The organism is Burkholderia arboris, from assembly GCF_038723655.1.
GTDB classification, from domain to species: Bacteria; Pseudomonadota; Gammaproteobacteria; order Burkholderiales; family Burkholderiaceae; genus Burkholderia; species Burkholderia arboris.
Window position 1 is genome coordinate 2,096,528 of sequence record NZ_CP109821.1, and the last position, 20,282, is coordinate 2,116,809.

Consider the following 20,282-nt stretch of genomic DNA (forward strand, 5'->3'; position numbering starts at 1 on the left):
GATGTTCGGCGACATCCGCCGGATCGTCGGTCTCGCGTGGCCGGTGCTCGTCGGCCAGCTCGCGATCATCGCGTTCGGCGTGATCGACACCGCAATGGTCGGCCGCTATTCGGCCGTCGACCTCGCCGCGCTGGGGCTCGGCTCGTCGATCTACGTCTCGATCTATATCGGCCTGACGGGCATCCTGTCCGCGCTGCAGCCGATCACCGGGCAGCTGTACGGCGCGCGGCGCTACGCCGAAATCGGCGAGGAAGTACGCCAGGCACTGTGGCTCGCGCTGCTGCTCGCGATTCCCGGCTTCCTGCTGCTGCATTTTCCGGAGCCGCTGCTGCGCGTCGCGCACGCGCCTGCCGCCCTGCACGACCGCACCGTCGACTACCTGCGCATCCTGTCGTACGGGCTGCCCGCCAGCCTCGTCTTCCGCATCTACAACGCGCTGACCAACGCCGCCGGCAAGCCGCGGCTCGCGATGATCCTGCAGATCGGCGCACTGCTGCTCAAGTTTCCGCTCAATGTCTGGTTCATCTTCGGCGGGCTCGGCGTACCGGCCCTCGGCGGCCCCGGCTGCGGGCTCGCGAGCACACTGATCAACTGGGGGCTCGCGCTGATCGGCTACACGCTGCTCGCGAAGCTCGACGTGTTCGCGCCGCTCGCGATCTTCTCGCGCTTCTGCTGGCCCGTCTGGGAGCGCCAGAAGGCGATCCTGAAACTCGGGTTGCCGATGGGCCTGTCGTACCTGATCGAGGTCACGTCCTATACGTGCATGGCGCTGTTCATCGCGCAGTTCGGCACGACGACGCTCGCCGGCCACCAGATCGCCGGCAACATCGGCGCGGTGCTGTACATGACGCCGCTGTCGATCGGCGTGGCGGCGTCGACGCTGGTCGCGCGCGCGCTCGGCGCCGGACGTCCCGAAGAAGCCCGGCTGCTCGGCCGGCACAGCGTGATGTTCGCGTGCGGCGTGGCCGCCGCCTACGGCGTGCTCGTCTTCACGTTGCGCCCGCTGATCATCGGCGGCTATACGCCGAACCCGGCCGTCGCCGCGGCCGCGATGCCGCTCGTCGCGATCGTCGCGTGCTACCACGTCTTCGATGCGCTGCAGGTCACGTCGGCGTTCGTGCTGCGCGCGTACAAGGTGGCGGTCGTGCCGACCGTGATCTATGCGGTCGCGCTGTGGGGCGTCGGCCTCAGCGGCGGCTACGTGCTCGGCTTCGACGTCGGCGGCATCGCACCCGCGTGGCTGACGGGCGCACGCGGCTTCTGGTTCGCGAACACGGTCAGCCTGATGCTCGCGGGTGCAGGGCTCGTGCTGTACCTGCGCCACATCAGCCGCGCGCACGTCACCGCCCCTGCCTGACACGCCACCCGCTACGCGTTCTCCAGCACGTCGGCCGCGTGATATGACGACCGCACGAGCGGGCCGGCAACGACTTCCCTGAAACCCAGCGCAAGCGCTTCGTCGCGCCACGCAGCGAACGCGTCCGGGCTCACGTAGCGCCGCACCGGCAGATGGTGTTCCGACGGCGCGAGATACTGGCCGAGCGTCAGCACGTCGACGTCGTGCACGCGCAGGTCGCGCAGCGTGTCGCGCACTTCGTCGTCACGCTCGCCGAGCCCGAGCATCAGCCCCGATTTCGTCACCAGTGCCGGCCGCGCAGCCTTCGCCTGCGCGAGCAATTCAAGCGAGCCGCGATAGTCGGCACCCGGTCGCGCCGCGCGATACAGCGACGGCACCGTCTCGATGTTGTGGTTGAACACGTCCGGCCAGGCTGTCGACAGCGCATCGAGCGCACGCGTCACGCGGCCGCGGAAGTCCGGCGTCAGCACTTCGACGCCGATGCCCGGCACGCTCGCGCGCACCGCCGCGATGCATGCGGCGAAATGCGCGGCGCCGCCGTCGCGCAGGTCGTCGCGGTCGACCGACGTGATCACGACGTAGCGCAGCCCGAGCGCCGCCGCCGCGTCGGCCAGCCGCGCGGGTTCATCGGGATCGAGCGGATCGGGGCGGCCGTGCGCAACATCGCAGAACGGGCAGCGCCGCGTGCACAGCCCGCCCATGATCATGAAGGTCGCGGTGCGCTGCGCGAAGCATTCGCCGATGTTCGGGCACATCGCCTCCTCGCAGACGGAATGCAGCCGATGGTCGCGCAGCACGGCGGCCATGTCGGCCACCGCCGCGCTCATCATCGGCCGTGCGCGCAGCCACGGCGGCTTCGGCAACGCCGTGCCGGCCGCGGGCTCGACGCGCACCGGGATGCGCGCAAGCTTGTCGCGGCTTCGCGCGCCCGGCTGGCCGAGCGCCGTGAGGCTGGGTCGTTCGAGCGCGGCGGCCATCGTCAGTCTCCGAGAAACGCGACGATCAGGCGGTTCACATCGGCAGCCGCCTCCATCTGCACCATGTGGCCGCTGCCGGCGATCACTTCGGCGCGCACGCCGTCCGGCAAGCCCTGCGCATGCTGCGCGGGAATCACCTGGTCGCGCTCCCCCCAGATCACGAGCGTGCGCGGCGCAAGTGTCGCGAGCCCGTCGCGGAACACGCGCCGCTGTGCGGCGCCGTCGAACGCGGCGTTCGCGATCTTCTCCAGCGCGGCCTGCACGCCTTCGAGCCGCTTGTACTTGACGAGATCCTCGACGAGCTGCCGCGTCACCAGCGCGTTGTCGGCGAACAGCGCGCCGAGGTGCGGCTTCAGCGTGTTGCGGCTGTTGCCGGCGACGAAACCGTCGATGTAAGCACGGTTGATGTCGGTGCCGAGCCCCGCGCTCGCGATCAGCGTCAGCGACGCGACGCGTTGCGGTGCACGCTCGGCCGCCGCCATCGCGACCGCGCCGCCCATCGAATGGCCGATCAGGTGCGCGCGCTCGATGTGCTGCGCGTCGAGCAACGCGAGCACCGCGTCGGCGAGTTCGTCGAGGCTGCCGGTGTCGACGGCCTTGCCCGACTCGCCATGCCCGGGCAGGTCGAGCGCCCACACCTGCCGGTGCGCGGCGAGATCCGCGTGATTGAACAGCCAGTTGTTCAGGTCGCCGCCGAAGCCGTGGATCAGCACGGCCGGCGTGCCCGTCCCGTCGCCGAGCTTCAGGAAGCGCACGGTGCGGCCGCCGATCTGCGCCTTCTCGGGCTGCGGGCCGGCTGCTTCGTCGGCAGCCGCGCTCGGTACGAAATCGCGCTGGAAATCGGCGATCGCCGCATCGATGTCGGCATCGCTCGCCTCGGCCGCCGCGACGACCCCGAGCAGCGCGCCGACCGGCAGCGTCTCGCCCTCCTGCGCGACCTGCCGGCGCAGCGTGCCGTCGAATGCGCATTCGACGCCCGACGAGATCTTGTCGGTCTCGACGTCGAGCACCTCATCGCCCTTCGTCACGCGTTCGCCGAGCGCCTTCAGCCAGCCGTTGACCTGCCCCTGCTCCATCGACAGCCCCCACTTGGGCATCGTGATCATGTGAATCGACATCGTGTCAGCTCCTCGTCTTCAGGACCGCCTGCGCAATCGCATCGGCCGTCGGGATGTACAGGTCTTCCAGCACGCTCGCGAACGGCGCGGGCGTATGCGGCGCGGTGACGAGCTCGATCGGCGCCTTCAGCGAATGGAACGCGCGCTGCGCGACGAGCGCGGCGATGTCGGTCGCGATCGAGCAGCGCGGGTTCGCCTCGTCGACGACCACCACGCGCCCGGTGCGCTCAGCGCTTTCGAGGATCGTTTCCTCGTCGAGCGGCGACGTCGTGCGCAGGTCGATCACGTCGCACTGGACGCCGTCCTTCGCGAGCTTCGCGGCCGCATCCGTCGCGAGATGCACCATCCGGCCGTACGTGACGATCGTCACGTCGTCGCCTTCGCGCACCACGTTCGCCTCGCCGAACGGAATCGCATAGGACTCCTCCGGCACGTCGCCTTCGCGCGTATAGAGCAGCTTGTGTTCGAGAAAGATCACGGGATCGTTGTCGCGGATCGCCTGGATCAGCAGCCCCTTCGCGTCGTACGGCGTCGACGGGCACACGACCTTCAGCCCCGGAATGTGCGTGAACAGCGACGTCAGCATCTGCGAGTGCTGCGCGGCCGCGCGCAAACCCGCGCCGTACATCGCGCGGATCACGACCGGCGTCACGGCCTTGCCGCCGAACATGTAGCGGAATTTCGCGGCCTGGTTGAAGATCTGGTCGAAGCACACGCCCATGAAATCGATGAACATCAGCTCCGCGACGGGCCGCATCCCGCACGCGGCCGCGCCGACCGCCGCGCCGATGTAGCCGCCCTCCGACAGCGGCGTATCGAGCACGCGGCCCGGAAACTTGTGGAACAGCCCCTTCGTCACGCCGAGCACGCCGCCCCATGCGTCGTCCTCGCCCGGCGCGCCCGCGCCGCCCGCGTTGTCCTCGCCCATCACGATCACGCTGTCGTCGCGCGCCATTTCCTGCGCGAGCGCTTCGTTGATCGCCTGCGAATAAGTGATCTTCCTTGCCATGTCTGTCTCCTGGAATGTTCGGTTCGCCGTGCCGGCTGCGGTGTCAGGCCGCGCTCACGGATACGACACGTAGACGTCGGTCAGCAGGTCGGCGGCATCCGGCACCGGCGCGGCCTTCGCCTGCGCGACCGCGTCGTCGATCAGCGCCTTCACCTGTGCATCGACCGCGCGCAGGTCGGCCGTCGTCAGCGCTTCGGCGCGCACGACGCGCGTCTCGAAATGCTTCAGGCAGTCCTTCTCGTCGCGCAGCTTCTGCACCTCGCCCGGCGCGCGGTAGGTTTGCGCATCGCCTTCGAAGTGGCCGAAGTAGCGCGTGAACTTCACCTCGACGAGCGTCGGGCCGCCGCCGTTGCGCGCGCGCTCGACAGCTTCGCCGAGCGCTTCGTGCACCGCGAAGAAATCGAAGCCGTCGACGATCACGCCCGGCATCCCGAACCCGTTCGCGCGATCGGCGATGTTGTCGGTCGCGACCGACCAGCTCGACGACGTCGCTTCCGCATAGCCGTTGTTTTCGGCGACGAAGATCGCGGGGAGCCGCCACACCGACGCCAGGTTCATCGATTCGAAGATCACGCCCTGGTTCGACGCGCCGTCGCCGAAGAAGCACACGCCGACGCCGCCCGTCTTCTTGTGTTTCGCCGCGAGCGCCGCGCCGCACACGAGCGGGCCGCCCGCGCCGACGATCCCGTTCGCGCCGAGCATCCCCATCGACAGGTCGGCGATGTGCATCGAGCCGCCCTTGCCGTGGCAAACGCCCGTCTTCTTGCCGTAGATCTCGGCCATCATCCCGTGCACGTCGACGCCCTTTGCAATGCAATGGCCGTGGCCGCGGTGCGTGGTGGCCACGTAGTCGTCGAGGCCGAGGTGCAGGATCGTGCCGACTGCGGACGCCTCCTCGCCGGCATACAGGTGAACGAAGCCGGGAATCTCGCCGGTCGCGAATTCGACGTGCAGGCGTTCCTCGAATTCGCGGATCGTGCGCATCAGCCGGTAGGCGTCCAGCAGCTTGTCCCTGCTGAGCTGTGTCGAAGCGGTCATGTATGTCTCCTGGGTAGGTCTGACTGCGAATGCCGCCGAGGCGGTGCCACGGCGACGGATTACACGGCCGGCGGCCGTCAGTGGAACGTGAAGCCGCCGTCGACGTTCACGGCCTGGCCCGTCACGTTGTCCATCGTCGCGAAGAACAGCGCGAGCCGGCCCATGTCCTCGGGCGTCTGCGCGCGACCCTGCGGGATCAACGCCAACTGGTGCCGCTGCCACGACGCTTCGACCGTTTCGCCGTCGGTCTTCCATTCGTCGGACAGCCGGTCCCACATGTAGGTACGGACGATGCCGGGGCAGATCGCGTTGACGGTCACGCCATCGCGCGCGAGCTCCTTCGCGAGCGCGTTCGTGAAGCCGACGACCGCGAATTTCGATGCGCTGTAGTGCGCGAGATCCGGAAAGCCTTCCTTGCCGGCGATCGACGCGACGTTGATGATCCGGCCACGCCCCTGCGCCTTCAGATGCGCGAGCGCCGCACGGCAGCCGAGGAACGTGCCCTTCGCATTCACGTCCATCACGAAATCCCAGTCGCGCTCGGTCAGTTCGGCAACCGGATGAATGCTGATTACGCCCGCGCAGTTCACGAGGATGTCGAGCCCGCCGAGTTCGGCGAGTGCCTGTGCAACCATCGCCTCGACCTGGGCGGCCTGCGTGACGTCGACCTTCGCCACCGCCGCCCGGCGGCCCAGTGTGCGCACCTCGCGCGCGGTGGCGTCGAGCGCGTCGTCGAGCAGGTCGGCCAGCAGGATGTCTGCGCCTGCGCCGGCAAGCGTCAGCGCAATGCCGCGGCCGATGCCGCGTGCGCCGCCGGTGACGATGGCGACCTGTCCTTCGAGTGGGGCTGTCATGGCAATGTCTCCTTGACGATCGTTATGGATGACGAAATGCTGTGCGCAAACCGGATGTTCAGTCGTGCCACGCGCCGGCGTCGCGCAGCAATTGCCGCGAAGACGCGTAGCGCAACGTGCGGCCGACATCGACCGTCAGCGGCCCGCGCCAGTCGAGCGAAATCTCGTAACGGTCGCCGCGCGCCACCTCGATCTCGCGCTCGCCGTCGAACGCGAGCGTGCCGCGTTCGAACGGAATCGCCTGCCACGTGCCCGGTTCGAGCCGCTCGCAACTGCGCATCACGACGCGATCGACACGCCCCGGCGCGATCGGCGCGACGAGCGGCGTGCCGGCCGTCTTGCCGGCTTGCGCGAAGCGCATCGCGAGCCCGTGCGGCGCGCTGCGCTCGAGCGGCGCCCACGCGCCGCCGAGGGCGGACAGGCCGATACCGTCCGGCTCCGCGAACGTCAGGTAGAGCGAATCGATGTCGTCGGATCCGGAGATCGCGCGCGCGCCGATGAAGCGCTGCCGCGCGGCGCACACGTCGACGAGCGCGATTTCCTCGCGCCCCGGCTGCGCGCCCGCCACGCAGCGCACGACGAGCCGCTTGTTGCGCACGAATGCAACTTCGGCCGGCACGGCGCCGGTCGCGGCAAGCCCTGCCGCGACGCCGGCGACGGTCGCCTCGCGATGTTCGGGAAACGCGTTGTTGGTGCCGGTGGACAGCGCGACGAGCGGCGTCGCGCCGCAATGCGCGGCCACCGCGCGATGGGTGCCGTCGCCGCCGAGCACGACGATCAGCGCGACTTCCATCCGGTGCAGGTACGCGGCGCCGGCTTGCGTGTCGGCGACGGAATCGGTAATCGGCAGGTCGACGAATTCGACCTCGGGCCAGCGTTCGTGCGGCGCGACCGCGCGATGCGTATCGATCGCGCGCAGCAGCAGCGTCGCGATGCCCGTACGGTCGCGCAGCGTCAGCACGCGCTCGACGCCCATCGCGCCGAGGCCGGCCAGCAGGCGCACGATCATGTTCGCCTTCTCGGCCGTCGGAAACACGGAGGCATGCGTCGTGAGGCGGCGGATGTCGCGCCCCGATGCGGGGTTCGCGATCACGCCGACGGTAACGGGCGTCGTCACGGGTTCGTCTCCATCCAGTTGGCCGGGCCGGCATCGGCGCATCGGCGCTTCGTCCAGCCCTGCCGGTTTCGTCCGCTGCCATCGACGGGCAGCGGATCGTCGTCGCCAACGCGACCGCATCGGCTTGCCCGTGATCTCTGCAAGCGGCGTGCCATCGTCACTGCGGTGACCGTGAAACCCGCGCACACGCTGGCGCGGCGGGCTGACGCGTGTTCAGGATGCGCGGCTGCGACGATGCGGACCTCGCGAAACCATCCCTGCGTCTCACGCTGTCGATGCGACGACGCGATGGCCGCGGCACCTGTGCATGCGCGCCGCGCCGCCCGCAAAACCGGCGTTCACGCGGCGCGGCGCGCGTCACGGCAGGCCCGACGACCGCCGCGCGCCACGCATGCGGACGTCTCAACCGCGCGAGACACGGCGAGATGCCGGTGAGACGAACGTCTCACGCGCGCCGCGTGCTGCGATGCAATGTGATCCGCGCAACCGGATGTGCTACAAGGACATCGATATCCCCGCCGTACGGAACCGGAGCCGACCATGCCCTACGCCGTCCCCCAGGCCCAGCACGCCGACCGTGTACTCGGCGCGCTCGCCGGACGCCTGCCCGCGCCGGCCGATTCCGAGCGGCTGGTGTCGTCGTGGCAACGCTCGCTGGAGCGTTATTGTCTCGACCCCGCTTCGTCGATCGGCCCGCGCGTGCTGACCGCGGCCGAGCTGCGCGAAGTACGCGACAAGGAAGAGGCCTTCCTGCGCGCGTCGGGCCAGTGCCTGACGCGGCTGCACGACATGATTCGCGTCGCCGACTACTGCGTGATGCTGACCGACGCGCACGGCGTGACGATCGATTACCGGATCGACCGCGAGCGCCGCAACGACTTCCGTCACGCGGGCCTGCACATCGGCTCGTGCTGGTCGGAAAGCGAGGAAGGGACCTGCGGCGTCGCGAGCGTGCTGACCGATCTCGCGCCGATCACCGTGCACAAGACCGATCACTTTCGCGCGGCATTCACGACGCTCACCTGCAGCGCGGCGCCGATCTTCTCGCCGGGCGGCGAACTGATCGGCGTGCTCGACGCGTCGGCCGTGCATTCGCCCGACGGCCGCGACAGCCAGCGCCTCGTCTACCAGCTCGTGCGGCAGAGCGCGGCGCTGATCGAGGACGGCTACTTCGTGCACAGCACCGCGCAGCACTGGATCTTGTTCGGGCATCCGAATCGTCACTACGTCGAAACGCAGCCGGAGTGGCTGATCGCGTTCGACGACTGCGGCAACATCGTCGCCGCGAACCGTCAGGCCCGCGACGCACTGCCGGCACTGCGCGAGCCGCGCCATATCGACGAGATCTTCGATGCGACCGAAATGCCGCTACGTGACGCCGCGCGGCTCGATGCGATCGTCGCGCTACGGCTGCGCGCGACGGGCGCCCCGCTCTATGCGCGCTTGCGGGCGCCGCTACGGCGTGCCGGCCGCGAGCCCGGCACGGTATCGCGCCGCGCGGGCGCCGCGCCACGTCACGTCGGCGCGCTGACGCCGTTCCTGCACAGCAGCGACACGCATATCGCACAACAGGCGGAACTCGCGCTGCGCGTCGTGAGCAAGCGGCTGCCGATTCTCGTGCTCGGCGAAACCGGGGCGGGCAAGGAAGTGTTCGCGCGCGCGATCCATGACGCCGGTGCGCGGCGCACGCGGCCGTTCGTCGCCGTCAACTGCGGCGCACTGCCGGAAGCGCTGATCGAGAGCGAACTGTTCGGCTATGCGGCCGGCGCGTTCACCGGCGCGCGCAAGCACGGCGCACGCGGCAAGATCGCGCTCGCCGATGGCGGCACGCTGTTTCTCGATGAAATCGGCGACATGCCGCTCGCGTTGCAGACGCGCCTGCTGCGCGTACTCGCCGACGGTGAAGTCGTGCCGCTCGGCAGCGATGCGCCCGTGCGCGTCGATCTCGACGTGATCTGCGCGACGCACCGCGATCTCGCGCGGATGGTCGCCGACGGGACGTTCCGCGAAGATCTGTATTACCGGCTGAGCGGCGCGACGTTCGAACTGCCGCCGCTGCGCGCACGCGCGGACGTGCGCGACGTGATTGCCACCGTGTTCGCCGAGGAAGCGCAGGCGACCGGCCACGTGCTCACGCTCGATCCGACGCTCGCCGAACAGCTCGCGGCGTACGCGTGGCCCGGCAACGTGCGGCAACTGCGCAACGTGCTGCGCTATGCGTGCGCGGTGTGCGACGCCGCGCGCGTGACGCGGCGCGACCTGCCCGCCGACATCGCCGCGCAACTCGGCGCCGCCCCGTCGGGTGCGCTGCCCGACGACGAACGCGGCCGCATCGTCGCGGCGCTCACCGCGCACCGCTGGCGGCCCGACGCGGCCGCCAAGGCGCTCGGCATGTCGCGCGCGACGCTGTACCGGCGCATCGCGAAGCACCGGATCGTCGCGCCGCATCGCGCGTGATGCGCGAGCGCGACAGCGGTCATGCAGCCTGCCCGGCCGCTTGGTTCGCCTGTCCGGCCTCGCCGGCCGCTTCGTCGCGCCGCGTGAACACCTCGTGCGCGGCGAACAGCGCGTTGAGCGCGGCCGGGAAACCCGCGTAGACGGCCATCTGCATGAACACCTCGACGATCTCTTCGCGCGTGCAGCCGACGTTCAGCGCGGCCTCGATATGCACCTTCAACTGCGGCTGCGCGTTGCCGAGCGCGGCCAGCGCCGCGATTGTCGCGATTTCGCGCGCTTTCAGATCGAGCTGCGGCCGGCTGTAGATGTCGCCGAAGCTGAACTCGACCAGCAGCCGCCCGAAATCCGGCGCGATCGGCGCCAGCGCCGCGATCACGCGTTCGCCCACTTCGCCGTCGATTTCCTTCAGTTTGTTCCAGCCGCGCGTGTAGCGGTCTTCAGCGAGTCGTTCCATGGTGTCCGTCCTGTTCGGATATAGCGTGAGAAGGGTTTGCCCGTCGTTCCGCTTCGCGCTCCTGCGCCTCGTAGTACGCGATCTTGTCGCTGATCGCGTCGAGGCTCGCCTGCAGCTCCGCGAGATGCGCGCGCACCGCGTCGCGATGCGTGACCAGCAGGCTGCGGCGCGCACCGAAGGTCGGCTCGCCTTGCGCACGCAGCGCCGCGAATTCCTGCATCTGCGCGATCGGCATGCCGGTCGCCTTCAGGCGCATCACGAAGGCCAGCCAGTCAAGGTCGGCCGGCGCGTAAAGCCGGTGCCCGGCCGCCGTGCGCGAAATCGCGCGCAGCAGCCCGGCCTGCTCGTAGTACCGCAGCGTATGCGTCGACAAGCCGGTCATTTCGGCGACTTGTCCGATCGTCAGCGGACCGGCGGCGGAAGGTTTGGATACGGTTTTCGACATGGCAGAAACAAGGTTAAGAGTTAGAGCCAACTCTAAGTCAAGCGCTTTCGAACGGCCAGTGCAACGACACCCAGCGCGCCCCTGCGACACCGTAAAGAATGGTCAAAATCGGCGCCCGGCACGGGTTTCGGCCTTTACAGCACCGCAAGCCTTCAGCAAGATTCAGTCAGCCTGTCTTAAAAAGGGCACGCATTTGTCCTATGCTTAACGGCGACGTCCGGCCGGATCTCGCCCCGCCGTCCGTTGCAACAGCCATTCATCCGTCAGAACCAGGGAGCCTTTGCCATGCTGAAGAAGCTGCTGATGCTGTTCGTCGCGCTATCGCTGTCGCTCGCCGCCGGCCTTGCCGCGGCCGTCGAAGTCAACTCGGCTGACCAGGCCGCGCTCGAATCCGTGAAGGGTCTCGGGCCCGTGAAGTCGAAGGCGATCATCGACGAACGCACCAGGAACGGCCCGTTCAAGGACGCCGACGATCTCGCGAACCGCGTGAAGGGCCTCGGCACGAAATCGGTCGGGCATCTGGAGGAAAACGGCCTGACGATCGGCGGCTCGTCGACGCCGCCGAAGGGCGTGAAGCTGTCGAAGCCGGCCGCGACCGCACCGGCCACCACGCCGGCCACGACGACGGCAGGCACCGCGTCGACGTCCACGACCGCGACGGCCGGCACGACGACTGCAGCGCCGGCCCCGGCGGCCAGCGCACCGGATGCGGCGGCGAAGCCGGCCAAGGCCAAGCGCGCATCGAAGAAGGACAAAGCAGCGGCCGCAGCGGCGGCATCCGCCGACGCGGGCGCGAGCGCGCCGGCCGCGGCGTCGTCCGCGAAGGCGGCGAAGGGTTCGAAGAAGAAGAGCAAGAAGGACAAGGCAGCCTCCGCCGCCGCGGCGTCGGGCGCCTGATGTGCGCCGCGCGCGCGACGGCGTGCGCGCGGCATTCGTTCAACGGGCGCCGTCGTCACGGCGCCCTTTTCAGTGAAGGTGAAGAACCATGGGTCTCCTCGACATCGTTGGCGGTCTGATCGGCGGCCAGGCAGGCGGCAACTCGCAAAGCGCGCTGATCACGACCGCGCTCGAATTCATCAACAACCAGCCGGGCGGCCTGAACGGCCTGATCGAGAAGTTCAAGGCAGGCGGCGCCGGCGACATCATCGGTTCGTGGGTCGGCAACGGCCAGAACCAGCCGATCTCGCCGGATGCGCTGCAGAACGTGCTCGGCTCGGACGCGATCGGCGCGCTGGCAAGCAAGTTCGGCGTCGACCCGTCGATGGCGTCGACCGTCCTCGCGCAGGTGCTGCCGCACGTCGTCAACCACGCGACGCCGGACGGCGCGGTGCCGGCCGACGGCCAGGCACAGGTCGACACGTCGAACGTGCTCGGCTCGCTGTCGCAGCTCGCCGGCCTGTTCGGCGGCAACAAGCAGGGCTAAGCACGCCACGCTACCGGGCGGCCCGTTCGGCCGCTCCATAAGCAAACACCCCGCCGAGGCGGGGTGTTTGTTTTTGCGCGCCCGGCGCGAACCGGGCACGCAGCCGCTGGCAGGCGATCAGTGCACGACGCGGTCGAACACGAACTTGCCGTCGTGGACGTCGACCGGAATCACGTCCTTCGGACCGAAGCGGCCCGCGAGGATCAGCTTCGCGACCGGGTTCTCGATCTCCTGCTGGATCGCGCGCTTCAGCGGCCGCGCACCGAACAGCGGATCGTAGCCGACCTTCCCGATCTGTTCGAGCGCCGCTTCCGACACGTCGAGCGCCATGTCGAGCTTCGCGAGCCGATCGTGCAGGCGCGCCAGCTGGATCTTCGCGATCGACTGGATGTTGCTGCGGTCGAGCGCATGGAACACGACGACGTCGTCGATCCGGTTCAGGAACTCGGGGCGGAAATGCTGCTTCACCTCGAGCCACACCGCGTCCTTGATCTCTTCCTGCGGCGCACCCGTCATCGCCTGAATCACCTGCGAGCCGAGGTTCGACGTCATCACGATGACCGTGTTCTTGAAGTCGACCGTGCGCCCCTGCCCGTCCGTCATGCGGCCGTCGTCGAGCACCTGCAGCAGCACGTTGAACACGTCCGGATGCGCCTTTTCGATCTCGTCGAGCAGGATCACGCTGTACGGCTTGCGGCGCACGGCTTCCGTCAGGTAGCCGCCTTCCTCGTAGCCGACATAGCCCGGCGGCGCGCCGATCAGCCGCGCGACGCTGTGCTTCTCCATGAACTCGCTCATGTCGATGCGGATCAGGTGCTCTTCCGAGTCGAACAGGAACGACGCCAGCGCCTTGCACAGCTCGGTCTTGCCGACCCCCGTCGGACCGAGGAACAGGAACGAACCGTACGGACGGTTCGGATCCGCGAGACCCGCGCGCGAACGGCGGATCGCATCGGCCACCGCGCTGATCGCCTCATGCTGGCCGACCACGCGCTCGTGCAGCTTTTCCTCGATGTGCAACAGCTTCTCGCGCTCGCCCTGCATCATCCGCGACACGGGAATCCCCGTCGAACGCGACACGACTTCCGCGATTTCCTCGGCGCCGACCTGCGTGCGCAACAGGCGCGGACGCGTCGGGTTGTGCTGCTCCTGCTCTTCGGCCTGCGTGACCTGCTTCAGCTGCGCCTCGAGCTGCGGCAGCTTGCCGTACTGCAGCTCGGCAACCTTCTCCAGCTTGCCGTCACGCTGCAGCCGCGCGATGTCCGCACGCACCTTCTCGATCTCTTCCTTGAGCTGGGCGCTGCCCTGCACCGCGGCCTTCTCGGCGGTCCAGATCTCTTCCAGGTCCGCATACTCGCGGCCAAGGCGATCGATCTCTTCCTCGATCAGCTGCAGGCGCTTCTGCGACGCTTCGTCCTGCTCCTTCTTCACGGCTTCGCGCTCGATCTTCAGCTGGATCAGACGACGGTCGAGCTTGTCCATCTCTTCGGGCTTCGAATCGATTTCCATCTTGATCTTCGAAGCGGCTTCGTCGATCAGGTCGATGGCCTTGTCGGGCAGGAAGCGGTCGGTGATGTAGCGGTGCGACAGCTCGGCCGCGGCGACGATCGCCGGATCGGTGATGTCGACGCCGTGGTGCAGTTCGTACTTCTCCTGCAGCCCGCGCAGGATCGCGATCGTCGCCTCGACGCTCGGCTCGTCGACGAGCACCTTCTGGAAGCGGCGCTCGAGCGCGGCGTCCTTCTCGATGTACTTGCGGTATTCGTCGAGCGTGGTCGCGCCGATACAGTGCAGCTCGCCGCGCGACAGCGCCGGCTTCAGCATGTTGCCCGCATCCATCGCGCCTTCGGCCTTGCCCGCGCCGACCATCGTGTGGATTTCGTCGATGAAGACGATCGTCTGGCCTTCGTCCTTCGCGATGTCGCTGAGCACCGCCTTCAGGCGCTCCTCGAATTCGCCGCGGTACTTCGCACCGGCGAGCAGCGCGGCCATGTCGAGCGACAGCACGCGCTTGCCCTTCAGCGTCTCCGGCACCTCGCCGTTGACGATCCGTTGCGCGAGCCCTTCGACGATCGCGGTCTTGCCGACGCCCGGCTCGCCGATCAGCACCGGGTTGTTCTTCGTGCGGCGCTGCAGGATCTGGATCGAGCGGCGGATTTCGTCGTCGCGGCCGATCACCGGGTCGAGCTTGCCCGCACGGGCGCGCTCGGTCAGGTCGACCGTGTATTTCTTCAGCGCTTCGCGCTGGCTTTCCGCGTCCTGGCTGTGCACCTGCGAGCCGCCGCGCACCGCGGCGATCGCGGCTTCGAGCGCCTTGCGCGTGAGGCCGTGCTGACGCGCGAGCTTGCCGGCCTCGCCCTTGTCGTCGGACGCGGCGAGCAGGAACATTTCGCTCGCGATGAACGTGTCGTTGAGCTTCTGCGCTTCCTTGTCGGCCTGATTCAGCAGCCCGGCCAGTTCACGGCCGATCTGGATGTCGCCGCCCGTGCCCGTCACTTGCGGCAGGCGCGAAATGGCTTCGTTCAGCGCGCCTTGCAGCGCCTGCACGTGAACACCCGCGCGCGACATCAGCGAGCGGGCGGAACCGTCGTGCTGCGCGACCAGCGCCGCGAGGACGTGAACGGGTTCGATGTATTGATTGTCGCGGCCTGCCGCGAGGCTTTGCGCGTCCGCGAGTGCTTCCTGGAACTTGGTGGTGAGCTTGTCGATTCTCATTTAGTCGAGACCTCCAATTTTCGATTAACACCAAGATGAGGATGGTTATGCGGCTTTCAAGCGAAATTCGGGTTGATTCAGCGCAAAAATTGCTGGATAGACTGGAAGTGGCCCGGGGACGGGCCGCGGTCGGCGCGCGGGGCGCGGCTCCCGCGTGTCAGTGCGTCTTGGACGGCGGTTCGGCGACTGCCGGCGCTTCGTCCGGCGACGTTGCGGCACGCACGAGCGCGACCGGACGGATGCCGAGCAGCGCCACGAGCGGCGACGCGGGCTCGGCCAGTTCGCCGAGCGTGTGACGATCGAGTTCGGCGAAAAAGGCATCGCGCGCGGCCGCCAGCACGCCCTTCAGCCGGCACTGCGGCTCGATCACGCAGCCGCGCGAGTCGCTGCCGTCAGCCGAAAAGCAGCCGACCAGCGCAAAGTCGTTCTCGGTCGCACGCACGACCTCGCCGACCGTCAGTTGCAGCGATTCGGGGAACAGCCGCAGCCCGCCATTGCGGCCGCGCACAGTGTCGACCCATCCCAGCTCGCCGAGCTGCTGCACGACTTTCATCAGATGGTTCTTCGAGATACCGTAGGCATCCGAGATCTCCTGGATCGTCGCGAGCCCCTCGCCGCGCACGGCAAGGTACAGCATCACGCGCAGCGAATAGTCGGTGTAGTCAGTGAGTCTCATGGGCGAATACGGAAATGATCGATCGTGCCCCGATAACGTGAACCGGGCCGACCGCGATGCGCGCAGGGCCGGCTGACGGCCCCGTTCCGCCACCCCGGGTTGCCGGGATCGCGTGCGCGCAATAAGATGCGTGACAGTTACACGTTTTTCAGGGGGTATTGGACGCTATTCTGCGTCAAAATCCGACCGGCGTCCTCCCCGATCACCACGCTACCGCCCGTCGCCGCCCCGATCTACCCGCCCTTTTTGCCATGACTGCCCTGCCTGCCTCGCCCGAAACCGCACCGGCGCGCCCTCGCGACGCCGAGCCGACCGAAGACAACATCCGCGAACTCGTCTACGCGTTCTACGATCGCGTGCGCGCCGATCCGCTACTGGGGCCCGTGTTCGACGCGAAGCTGGCCGGCCGCTGGGACGACCACCTGCCGAAGATGGTGACGTTCTGGTCGAGCCTCGTGCTCGGCACCAAGGGGTATCGCGGCAACGTGCAGCAGGCGCATCAGCCGCTCGACGGGATCGAGCCGGCCCATTTCAGCCGCTGGCTGGCGCTGTTCCTGAAGACCGTCGAGACGCGCTACGCGCCGCCCGCGGCGATCCGCTTCATGGAGCCCGCACTGCGGATCGCGCAGAGCCTGCAGTTGAGCCGGTTCGGCTGGGACTATCAGATTCCGCCCGAGCAGCAGGCGCTGCTCGACGCGATCGCGCCGCGCCGCCGCGACGCGGGGGACGATCCGCACGCGCCGCCGTCGCGCGCCCGCGGCGAACCGTTTCCGACGAAGATCATCGGGCGCAGCATCGATCCGGACGCGTAACCGACGGCGATACGCGACGCCCGGCGGCAACGCCACCTGCGGCACATGGCCGCACCGCCTGCCCGGATGCCGCGCTCAGCGCGGCGTGTTGCCCGACTCGACGCCCCAGCGCGCGAGCGCAGCGTCGTCGGTACTGCGCGCATCGACCCAGCGCTCGCCGTCCGGCGTCGTTTCCTTCTTCCAGAACGGCGCTTCGGTCTTCAGATAGTCCATCACGAACTCGCACGACGCGAACGCATCGCCGCGGTGCGACGCGACCGTCGCGACCATCACGATCTGGTCGAGCGGCAGCAGCTTGCCGACGCGATGCACGATCGCGACGTCGATGCCCGGCCAGCGCCGGCCGGCCTCGGCCGCAATCTTCTCGAGCGCCTTCTCGGTCATCCCCGGATAGTGCTCGAGCTCCATCGCGGCGACCGAATCGCCTTCGTTCAGGTCGCGCACCGTGCCGACGAAGCACGCCACCGCGCCGATCTTCGGGTTGCGCGCGCGCAATGCCGCGACTTCGGCGTTCAGATCGAAATCGCCGGCCTGGACTCGTACTGTTGCCATCATCTGCCCCTGTCGACCAGAGTGAGCGCTTGAGCGCTTGCTCGGATCCCATGCAAAGCTCAACCGCCCGTCACCGGCGGAAAGAACGCGACCTCGCAGCCTTCGGTGAGCCGCGTGTCGGGATCGGTCATCTCGTGGTTGCACGCCATGCGCAGCGCGCGCCCTTCGGCGAGCGTCTCGGCCCACGCGCCGCCGCGCACGCGCAGCCATGCGCGCACGTCGCCGACGGTCGTCACGCTGTCCGGCACGTTTGCCTCTTCGTCGGCGACGCCCAGTGCCTCGCGCACGCTTGCAAAAAATTTCAGCTGAATCTTCATGGTTCGGGAAGCCGTCGCGTTACGACAGCAGTTCGGAAAACGGAATGAAACGCACGGTCTCGCCCGCGCTGATCGCGTGCTGTGGCGGATTGTCGATCAGGCCGTCGCCCCAGACCGTCGACGTCAGCACCGCCGAGCTCTGGTTCGGGAACAGGTCGAGGCCGCCCGCCGCGTTGACCCGCGCACGCAGGAATTCGTTGCGCCGGTCGCCCTTGCTCTGCGAGAAGTCCGCCCGCAGCGACAGCGCGCGCGGCGCGACGTCGCGCACGCCGGACAGGCGCAGCAGGAACGGCCGCACGAACAGCAGGAACGTGACGAAGCTCGAAACGGGGTTGCCGGGCAGCCCGATGAAGTGCGCATCGGCGCGCGCGTCGCCGCGGCGCACCGCGCCGTACGCGAGCGGCTTGCCGGGCTTCATCGCGATCTGCCACAGCGCGAGCCGCCCTTCGGACTCGACGGCCGGCTTCACGTGATCCTCTTCTCCGACCGATACACCGCCGCTCGTCAGGATCACGTCGTGATCGCGCGCGGCCTCGCGCAGCGTGTCGCGTGTCGCGGCAAGCGAATCGGGCACGATCCCGTAGTCGGTCACGTGGCAGCCGAGCCGCTCCAGCAGCCCACGCAGCGTGAAACGGTTCGAGTTGTAGATCGCGCCGGGCTTCAGCGGCTCGCCGGGCATCGTCAGTTCGTCGCCGGTGAAGAACACCGCGACGCGAATCCGCCGCGCAACCGACAGCTGCGCGCAGCCGACCGATGCGGCCAGGCCGAGCGCCTGCGGCGTGAGCCGCGTGCCGGCCGGCAGGATCACCGACCCTTGCCGGATGTCGGCGCCCTGCGCGGTGATCCACTCGCCGGCCTTCGGCGTGTGCAGGATCTCGACCGCGTCGCCGTCGGCCGACGCCTGCTCCTGCATCACCACCGCGTCCGCGCCGGGCGGCACCGTCGCACCGGTGAAGATCCGCGCGGCCGTGCCGGCCGCGAGCGCTTGAGCCGGATGACCGGCCGGAATGCGCTGCGACACCGGCAACCGCCGATCGCCGTGCAGCAGGTCGGCGACGCGCACCGCATAGCCGTCCATCGCGCTGGTATGCATCGGCGGCACGTCGAGCGGCGAGCTCACGTCGGCTGCCAGCACGCGGCCGAGCGCATCGAGCGTGGCGACGGTTTCCGCGCCGGGCAGCGGCTTCGCGGCATCGAGCAGCGCGGCGAGCGCCTCGGCGGTCGACAGCATCGGCGCGCGCGGCGCCGCGGGATTCGGGTTCGACATCGATGGCATCGGGGATCGTTGGAGTCAATACGTCATTGTAGCGACGCCGCCGCACGGGCGCGCGATATGGCGGACATGCGAAAACTGTGATCGGCGCGAACGTGCGGGTCTGGCACTTGTTTCGCGCGACAGGCAATGCCCGGGCGCCAAACGAAACGGCCGGAACCCCGATCCGTTCGACGAATCGGCATTCCGGCCGTCCTGCGCCGCCGGGCCCGCGGGCCCGGCCGTGCGTCATGCGCCCGTGTGGGCGACGATGAAGTCCTTCACCTGCTGCGCGTCGGCCTTCACGACCTCGAAGCGCTGCGGCAGCGCCTCGAGCCCGTCGAATGCGGCCGGCCGCTCGGCCTCGCGATCGAGCGCTTCGCGGATCGTCTCGCCGAACTTGATCGGCTGAGCCGTCTCGAGCACGACCATCGGCACGCCTGCGTCCAGATGTTCGCGTGCGACCTTCACGCCGTCGGCCGTGTGCGTATCGATCATCGTGTCGTAGCGCGAGAACACGTCGCGGATCGTCGCGATCCGGTCGGTGTGGCCGCTGCGGCCCGACACGAAGCCAAACTCGGCGACGCGCGCAAAATCGCCGCTCGCCGCGAGATCGAAACCGCCCTTCTCCTCGACATCGCGGAACAGCTGCATCACGCGCGCCGGATCGCGGCCGAGCAGGTCGAACACGAAGCGCTCGAAGTTCGACGCCTTCGAGATGTCCATGCTCGGGCTGCTGGTGTGATACGTGTTCTCGGCGCTGCGCACGCGATACGCGCCCGTACGGAAGAACTCGTCGAGCACGTCGTTCTCGTTGGTCGCGACCACGAGCTTCGCGATCGGCAGCCCCATCATCCGCGCGATGTGGCCCGCGCAGACGTTGCCGAAGTTGCCCGACGGCACCGTGAACGACACGCGCTCGTCGTTGGACTGCGTCGCTGCGAAGTAGCCCTTGAAGTAGTACACGACCTGTGCGACGACGCGTGCCCAGTTGATCGAGTTGACCGTGCCGATCTTCTGCTGCGCCTTGAACGCGTGATCGTTCGAGACGGCCTTCACGATGTCCTGGCAATCGTCGAACACGCCTTCGACCGCGAGGTTGAAGATGTTCGGATCCTGCAGGCTGAACATCTGTGCCGTCTGGAACGCGCTCATCTTCTTGTGCGGCGACAGCATGAACACGCGCACGCCGGCCTTGCCGCGCATCGCGTACTCGGCCGCGCTACCCGTGTCGCCCGACGTCGCCCCGAGGATGTTCAGCGCTTCACCGTGCTTCGCGAGCGTGTACTCGAACAGGTTGCCGAGCAGCTGCATCGCCATGTCCTTGAACGCGAGCGTCGGGCCGTTCGACAGTTCGAGCAGCGACAGCGCCGCACCGTTCTCGGTGCCGAGCGTCTTCAGCGGCGTGATGTCGGACGCGTTCTCGCCGTGGCGGGTGTTGCTGTACACGTCGGCCGTATACGTGCGGCGCGTGATCGCGCGCAGGTCGTCGGCCGGCACGTCGTCGCAGAACTTCGACAGGATCTCGAACGCGAGATCCGCGTACGACAGCGCGCGCCAGCGGGCGAGCTCGTCGGCGGACACCTTCGGGTATTCGGCCGGCAGGTAGAGCCCGCCGTCCTTCGCGAGGCCGCCGAGCAGGATGTCGGAGAACGTATGGCGCTCGCCGATGCCGGCGCCGCGCGTGGAGATGTAGTTCATGTCGCCTT

Annotated in this window: 19 protein-coding genes; 5 read left to right on the forward strand and 14 right to left on the reverse strand. The window is 68.4% G+C overall.

Annotated elements, in window-relative coordinates:
• Position 1 precedes the first annotated feature (1 nt).
• The gene (locus OHZ10_RS09835; protein WP_059233997.1) at positions 2 to 1,357 is read left to right on the forward strand and encodes an MATE family efflux transporter; all 1,356 of its coding nucleotides are present in this window, start codon (positions 2 to 4) and stop codon (positions 1,355 to 1,357) included.
• 11 nt (positions 1,358 to 1,368) lie between these two features.
• Here OHZ10_RS09835 and lipA read toward each other — a convergent pair whose 3' ends face one another.
• The 6 genes from lipA to OHZ10_RS09865 all read right to left on the reverse strand — a co-directional run bounded on the left by lipA (position 1,369) and on the right by OHZ10_RS09865 (position 7,470).
• Positions 1,369 to 2,334 carry a lipoyl synthase gene (gene lipA, locus OHZ10_RS09840; RefSeq protein ID WP_340624180.1) on the reverse strand — a complete coding sequence of 322 codons (966 nt, stop codon included), beginning with the start codon at positions 2,332 to 2,334 and terminating at the stop codon, positions 1,369 to 1,371.
• A 2-nt stretch (positions 2,335 to 2,336) separates the two neighbouring features.
• A complete protein-coding gene (locus OHZ10_RS09845; protein ID WP_342702268.1) occupies positions 2,337 to 3,452 on the reverse strand; it encodes an acetoin dehydrogenase dihydrolipoyllysine-residue acetyltransferase subunit in 1,116 nt (371 codons plus the stop codon).
• Between the two features lie 4 nt (positions 3,453 to 3,456).
• Complete coding sequence (locus OHZ10_RS09850) at positions 3,457 to 4,461, reverse strand: alpha-ketoacid dehydrogenase subunit beta (protein ID WP_256084963.1); 1,005 nt, start codon at positions 4,459 to 4,461, stop codon at positions 3,457 to 3,459.
• Between the two features lie 54 nt (positions 4,462 to 4,515).
• The gene (locus OHZ10_RS09855) at positions 4,516 to 5,499 is read right to left on the reverse strand and encodes a thiamine pyrophosphate-dependent dehydrogenase E1 component subunit alpha (RefSeq protein WP_059233993.1); all 984 of its coding nucleotides are present in this window, start codon (positions 5,497 to 5,499) and stop codon (positions 4,516 to 4,518) included.
• A gap of 77 nt (positions 5,500 to 5,576) precedes the next feature.
• Positions 5,577 to 6,353 carry an SDR family NAD(P)-dependent oxidoreductase gene (locus OHZ10_RS09860; RefSeq protein WP_059233992.1) on the reverse strand — a complete coding sequence of 259 codons (777 nt, stop codon included), beginning with the start codon at positions 6,351 to 6,353 and terminating at the stop codon, positions 5,577 to 5,579.
• A 58-nt stretch (positions 6,354 to 6,411) separates the two neighbouring features.
• Positions 6,412 to 7,470, reverse strand: coding sequence for an ATP-NAD kinase family protein (locus OHZ10_RS09865; RefSeq protein WP_342702271.1), 1,059 nt, complete (start codon positions 7,468 to 7,470; stop codon positions 6,412 to 6,414).
• 540 nt (positions 7,471 to 8,010) lie between these two features.
• On the opposite strand from OHZ10_RS09865, the gene OHZ10_RS09870 reads away from it, so the two are divergent.
• Complete coding sequence (locus tag OHZ10_RS09870) at positions 8,011 to 9,927, forward strand: sigma-54-dependent Fis family transcriptional regulator (RefSeq protein WP_342702273.1); 1,917 nt, start codon at positions 8,011 to 8,013, stop codon at positions 9,925 to 9,927.
• 19 nt (positions 9,928 to 9,946) lie between these two features.
• Here the strand turns inward: OHZ10_RS09870 and OHZ10_RS09875 are convergent, their stop codons facing one another.
• Both OHZ10_RS09875 and OHZ10_RS09880 read right to left on the reverse strand, forming a co-directional pair.
• A complete protein-coding gene (locus tag OHZ10_RS09875) occupies positions 9,947 to 10,381 on the reverse strand; it encodes a carboxymuconolactone decarboxylase family protein (protein WP_059233989.1) in 435 nt (144 codons plus the stop codon).
• Positions 10,365 to 10,826, reverse strand: coding sequence for a MerR family transcriptional regulator (locus tag OHZ10_RS09880; protein ID WP_174994133.1), 462 nt, complete (start codon positions 10,824 to 10,826; stop codon positions 10,365 to 10,367). Before OHZ10_RS09880 ends, OHZ10_RS09875 begins: the two co-directional genes overlap by 17 nt.
• Positions 10,827 to 11,111: 285 nt before the next feature.
• On the opposite strand from OHZ10_RS09880, the gene OHZ10_RS09885 reads away from it, so the two are divergent.
• A complete protein-coding gene (locus OHZ10_RS09885) occupies positions 11,112 to 11,723 on the forward strand; it encodes a ComEA family DNA-binding protein (protein ID WP_342702276.1) in 612 nt (203 codons plus the stop codon).
• 88 nt (positions 11,724 to 11,811) lie between these two features.
• On the forward strand, positions 11,812 to 12,249 hold the full coding sequence (locus OHZ10_RS09890) for a YidB family protein (protein WP_059233986.1): 438 nt from the start codon (positions 11,812 to 11,814) through the stop codon (positions 12,247 to 12,249).
• 117 nt (positions 12,250 to 12,366) lie between these two features.
• Here OHZ10_RS09890 and clpB read toward each other — a convergent pair whose 3' ends face one another.
• Positions 12,367 to 14,964: an ATP-dependent chaperone ClpB gene (gene clpB / locus OHZ10_RS09895; RefSeq protein WP_059233985.1), complete on the reverse strand. Its 2,598-nt coding sequence runs from the start codon at positions 14,962 to 14,964 to the stop codon at positions 12,367 to 12,369.
• 157 nt (positions 14,965 to 15,121) lie between these two features.
• Positions 15,122 to 15,640 (reverse strand): Rrf2 family transcriptional regulator, encoded by a 519-nt coding sequence (locus OHZ10_RS09900; protein WP_059233984.1) that lies wholly within the window; start codon positions 15,638 to 15,640, stop codon positions 15,122 to 15,124.
• 251 nt (positions 15,641 to 15,891) lie between these two features.
• Between OHZ10_RS09900 and OHZ10_RS09905 the strand changes: the two genes are divergently transcribed.
• Complete coding sequence (locus OHZ10_RS09905; RefSeq protein ID WP_059233983.1) at positions 15,892 to 16,452, forward strand: group III truncated hemoglobin; 561 nt, start codon at positions 15,892 to 15,894, stop codon at positions 16,450 to 16,452.
• A gap of 75 nt (positions 16,453 to 16,527) precedes the next feature.
• Here OHZ10_RS09905 and OHZ10_RS09910 read toward each other — a convergent pair whose 3' ends face one another.
• The 4 genes from OHZ10_RS09910 to thrC form a co-directional block, all read right to left on the reverse strand.
• Entirely contained in the window at positions 16,528 to 17,004 is a 477-nt protein-coding gene (locus tag OHZ10_RS09910) for a molybdenum cofactor biosynthesis protein MoaE (protein WP_174994136.1), read from the reverse strand.
• A gap of 59 nt (positions 17,005 to 17,063) precedes the next feature.
• The gene (gene moaD, locus OHZ10_RS09915) at positions 17,064 to 17,321 is read right to left on the reverse strand and encodes a molybdopterin converting factor subunit 1 (RefSeq protein WP_012328655.1); all 258 of its coding nucleotides are present in this window, start codon (positions 17,319 to 17,321) and stop codon (positions 17,064 to 17,066) included.
• Positions 17,322 to 17,340: 19 nt separating this feature from the next.
• Complete coding sequence (gene glp, locus OHZ10_RS09920; protein ID WP_256084969.1) at positions 17,341 to 18,588, reverse strand: gephyrin-like molybdotransferase Glp; 1,248 nt, start codon at positions 18,586 to 18,588, stop codon at positions 17,341 to 17,343.
• A 234-nt stretch (positions 18,589 to 18,822) separates the two neighbouring features.
• Positions 18,823 to 20,274 carry a threonine synthase gene (gene thrC / locus OHZ10_RS09925; RefSeq protein ID WP_059233982.1) on the reverse strand — a complete coding sequence of 484 codons (1,452 nt, stop codon included), beginning with the start codon at positions 20,272 to 20,274 and terminating at the stop codon, positions 18,823 to 18,825.
• Positions 20,275 to 20,282: the final 8 nt, after the last annotated feature.

Excerpts from the sequence above, each read along its gene's own strand:
- OHZ10_RS09835 (WP_059233997.1), top strand. The coding sequence starts at position 2 with ATGTTCGGCGACATCCGCCGGATCGTCGGTCTCGCGTGGCCGGTGCTC.
- lipA (WP_340624180.1), bottom strand. The coding sequence starts at position 2,334 with ATGGCCGCCGCGCTCGAACGACCCAGCCTCACGGCGCTCGGCCAGCCG.
- OHZ10_RS09845 (WP_342702268.1), bottom strand. The coding sequence starts at position 3,452 with ATGTCGATTCACATGATCACGATGCCCAAGTGGGGGCTGTCGATGGAG.
- OHZ10_RS09850 (WP_256084963.1), bottom strand. The coding sequence starts at position 4,461 with ATGGCAAGGAAGATCACTTATTCGCAGGCGATCAACGAAGCGCTCGCG.
- OHZ10_RS09855 (WP_059233993.1), bottom strand. The coding sequence starts at position 5,499 with ATGACCGCTTCGACACAGCTCAGCAGGGACAAGCTGCTGGACGCCTAC.
- OHZ10_RS09860 (WP_059233992.1), bottom strand. The coding sequence starts at position 6,353 with ATGACAGCCCCACTCGAAGGACAGGTCGCCATCGTCACCGGCGGCGCA.
- OHZ10_RS09870 (WP_342702273.1), top strand. The coding sequence starts at position 8,011 with ATGCCCTACGCCGTCCCCCAGGCCCAGCACGCCGACCGTGTACTCGGC.
- OHZ10_RS09875 (WP_059233989.1), bottom strand. The coding sequence starts at position 10,381 with ATGGAACGACTCGCTGAAGACCGCTACACGCGCGGCTGGAACAAACTG.
- OHZ10_RS09880 (WP_174994133.1), bottom strand. The coding sequence starts at position 10,826 with ATGTCGAAAACCGTATCCAAACCTTCCGCCGCCGGTCCGCTGACGATC.
- OHZ10_RS09885 (WP_342702276.1), top strand. The coding sequence starts at position 11,112 with ATGCTGAAGAAGCTGCTGATGCTGTTCGTCGCGCTATCGCTGTCGCTC.
- OHZ10_RS09890 (WP_059233986.1), top strand. The coding sequence starts at position 11,812 with ATGGGTCTCCTCGACATCGTTGGCGGTCTGATCGGCGGCCAGGCAGGC.
- clpB (WP_059233985.1), bottom strand. The coding sequence starts at position 14,964 with ATGAGAATCGACAAGCTCACCACCAAGTTCCAGGAAGCACTCGCGGAC.
- OHZ10_RS09900 (WP_059233984.1), bottom strand. The coding sequence starts at position 15,640 with ATGAGACTCACTGACTACACCGACTATTCGCTGCGCGTGATGCTGTAC.
- OHZ10_RS09905 (WP_059233983.1), top strand. The coding sequence starts at position 15,892 with ATGACTGCCCTGCCTGCCTCGCCCGAAACCGCACCGGCGCGCCCTCGC.
- OHZ10_RS09910 (WP_174994136.1), bottom strand. The coding sequence starts at position 17,004 with ATGGCAACAGTACGAGTCCAGGCCGGCGATTTCGATCTGAACGCCGAA.
- moaD (WP_012328655.1), bottom strand. The coding sequence starts at position 17,321 with ATGAAGATTCAGCTGAAATTTTTTGCAAGCGTGCGCGAGGCACTGGGC.
- glp (WP_256084969.1), bottom strand. The coding sequence starts at position 18,588 with ATGTCGAACCCGAATCCCGCGGCGCCGCGCGCGCCGATGCTGTCGACC.
- thrC (WP_059233982.1), bottom strand. The coding sequence starts at position 20,274 with ATGAACTACATCTCCACGCGCGGCGCCGGCATCGGCGAGCGCCATACG.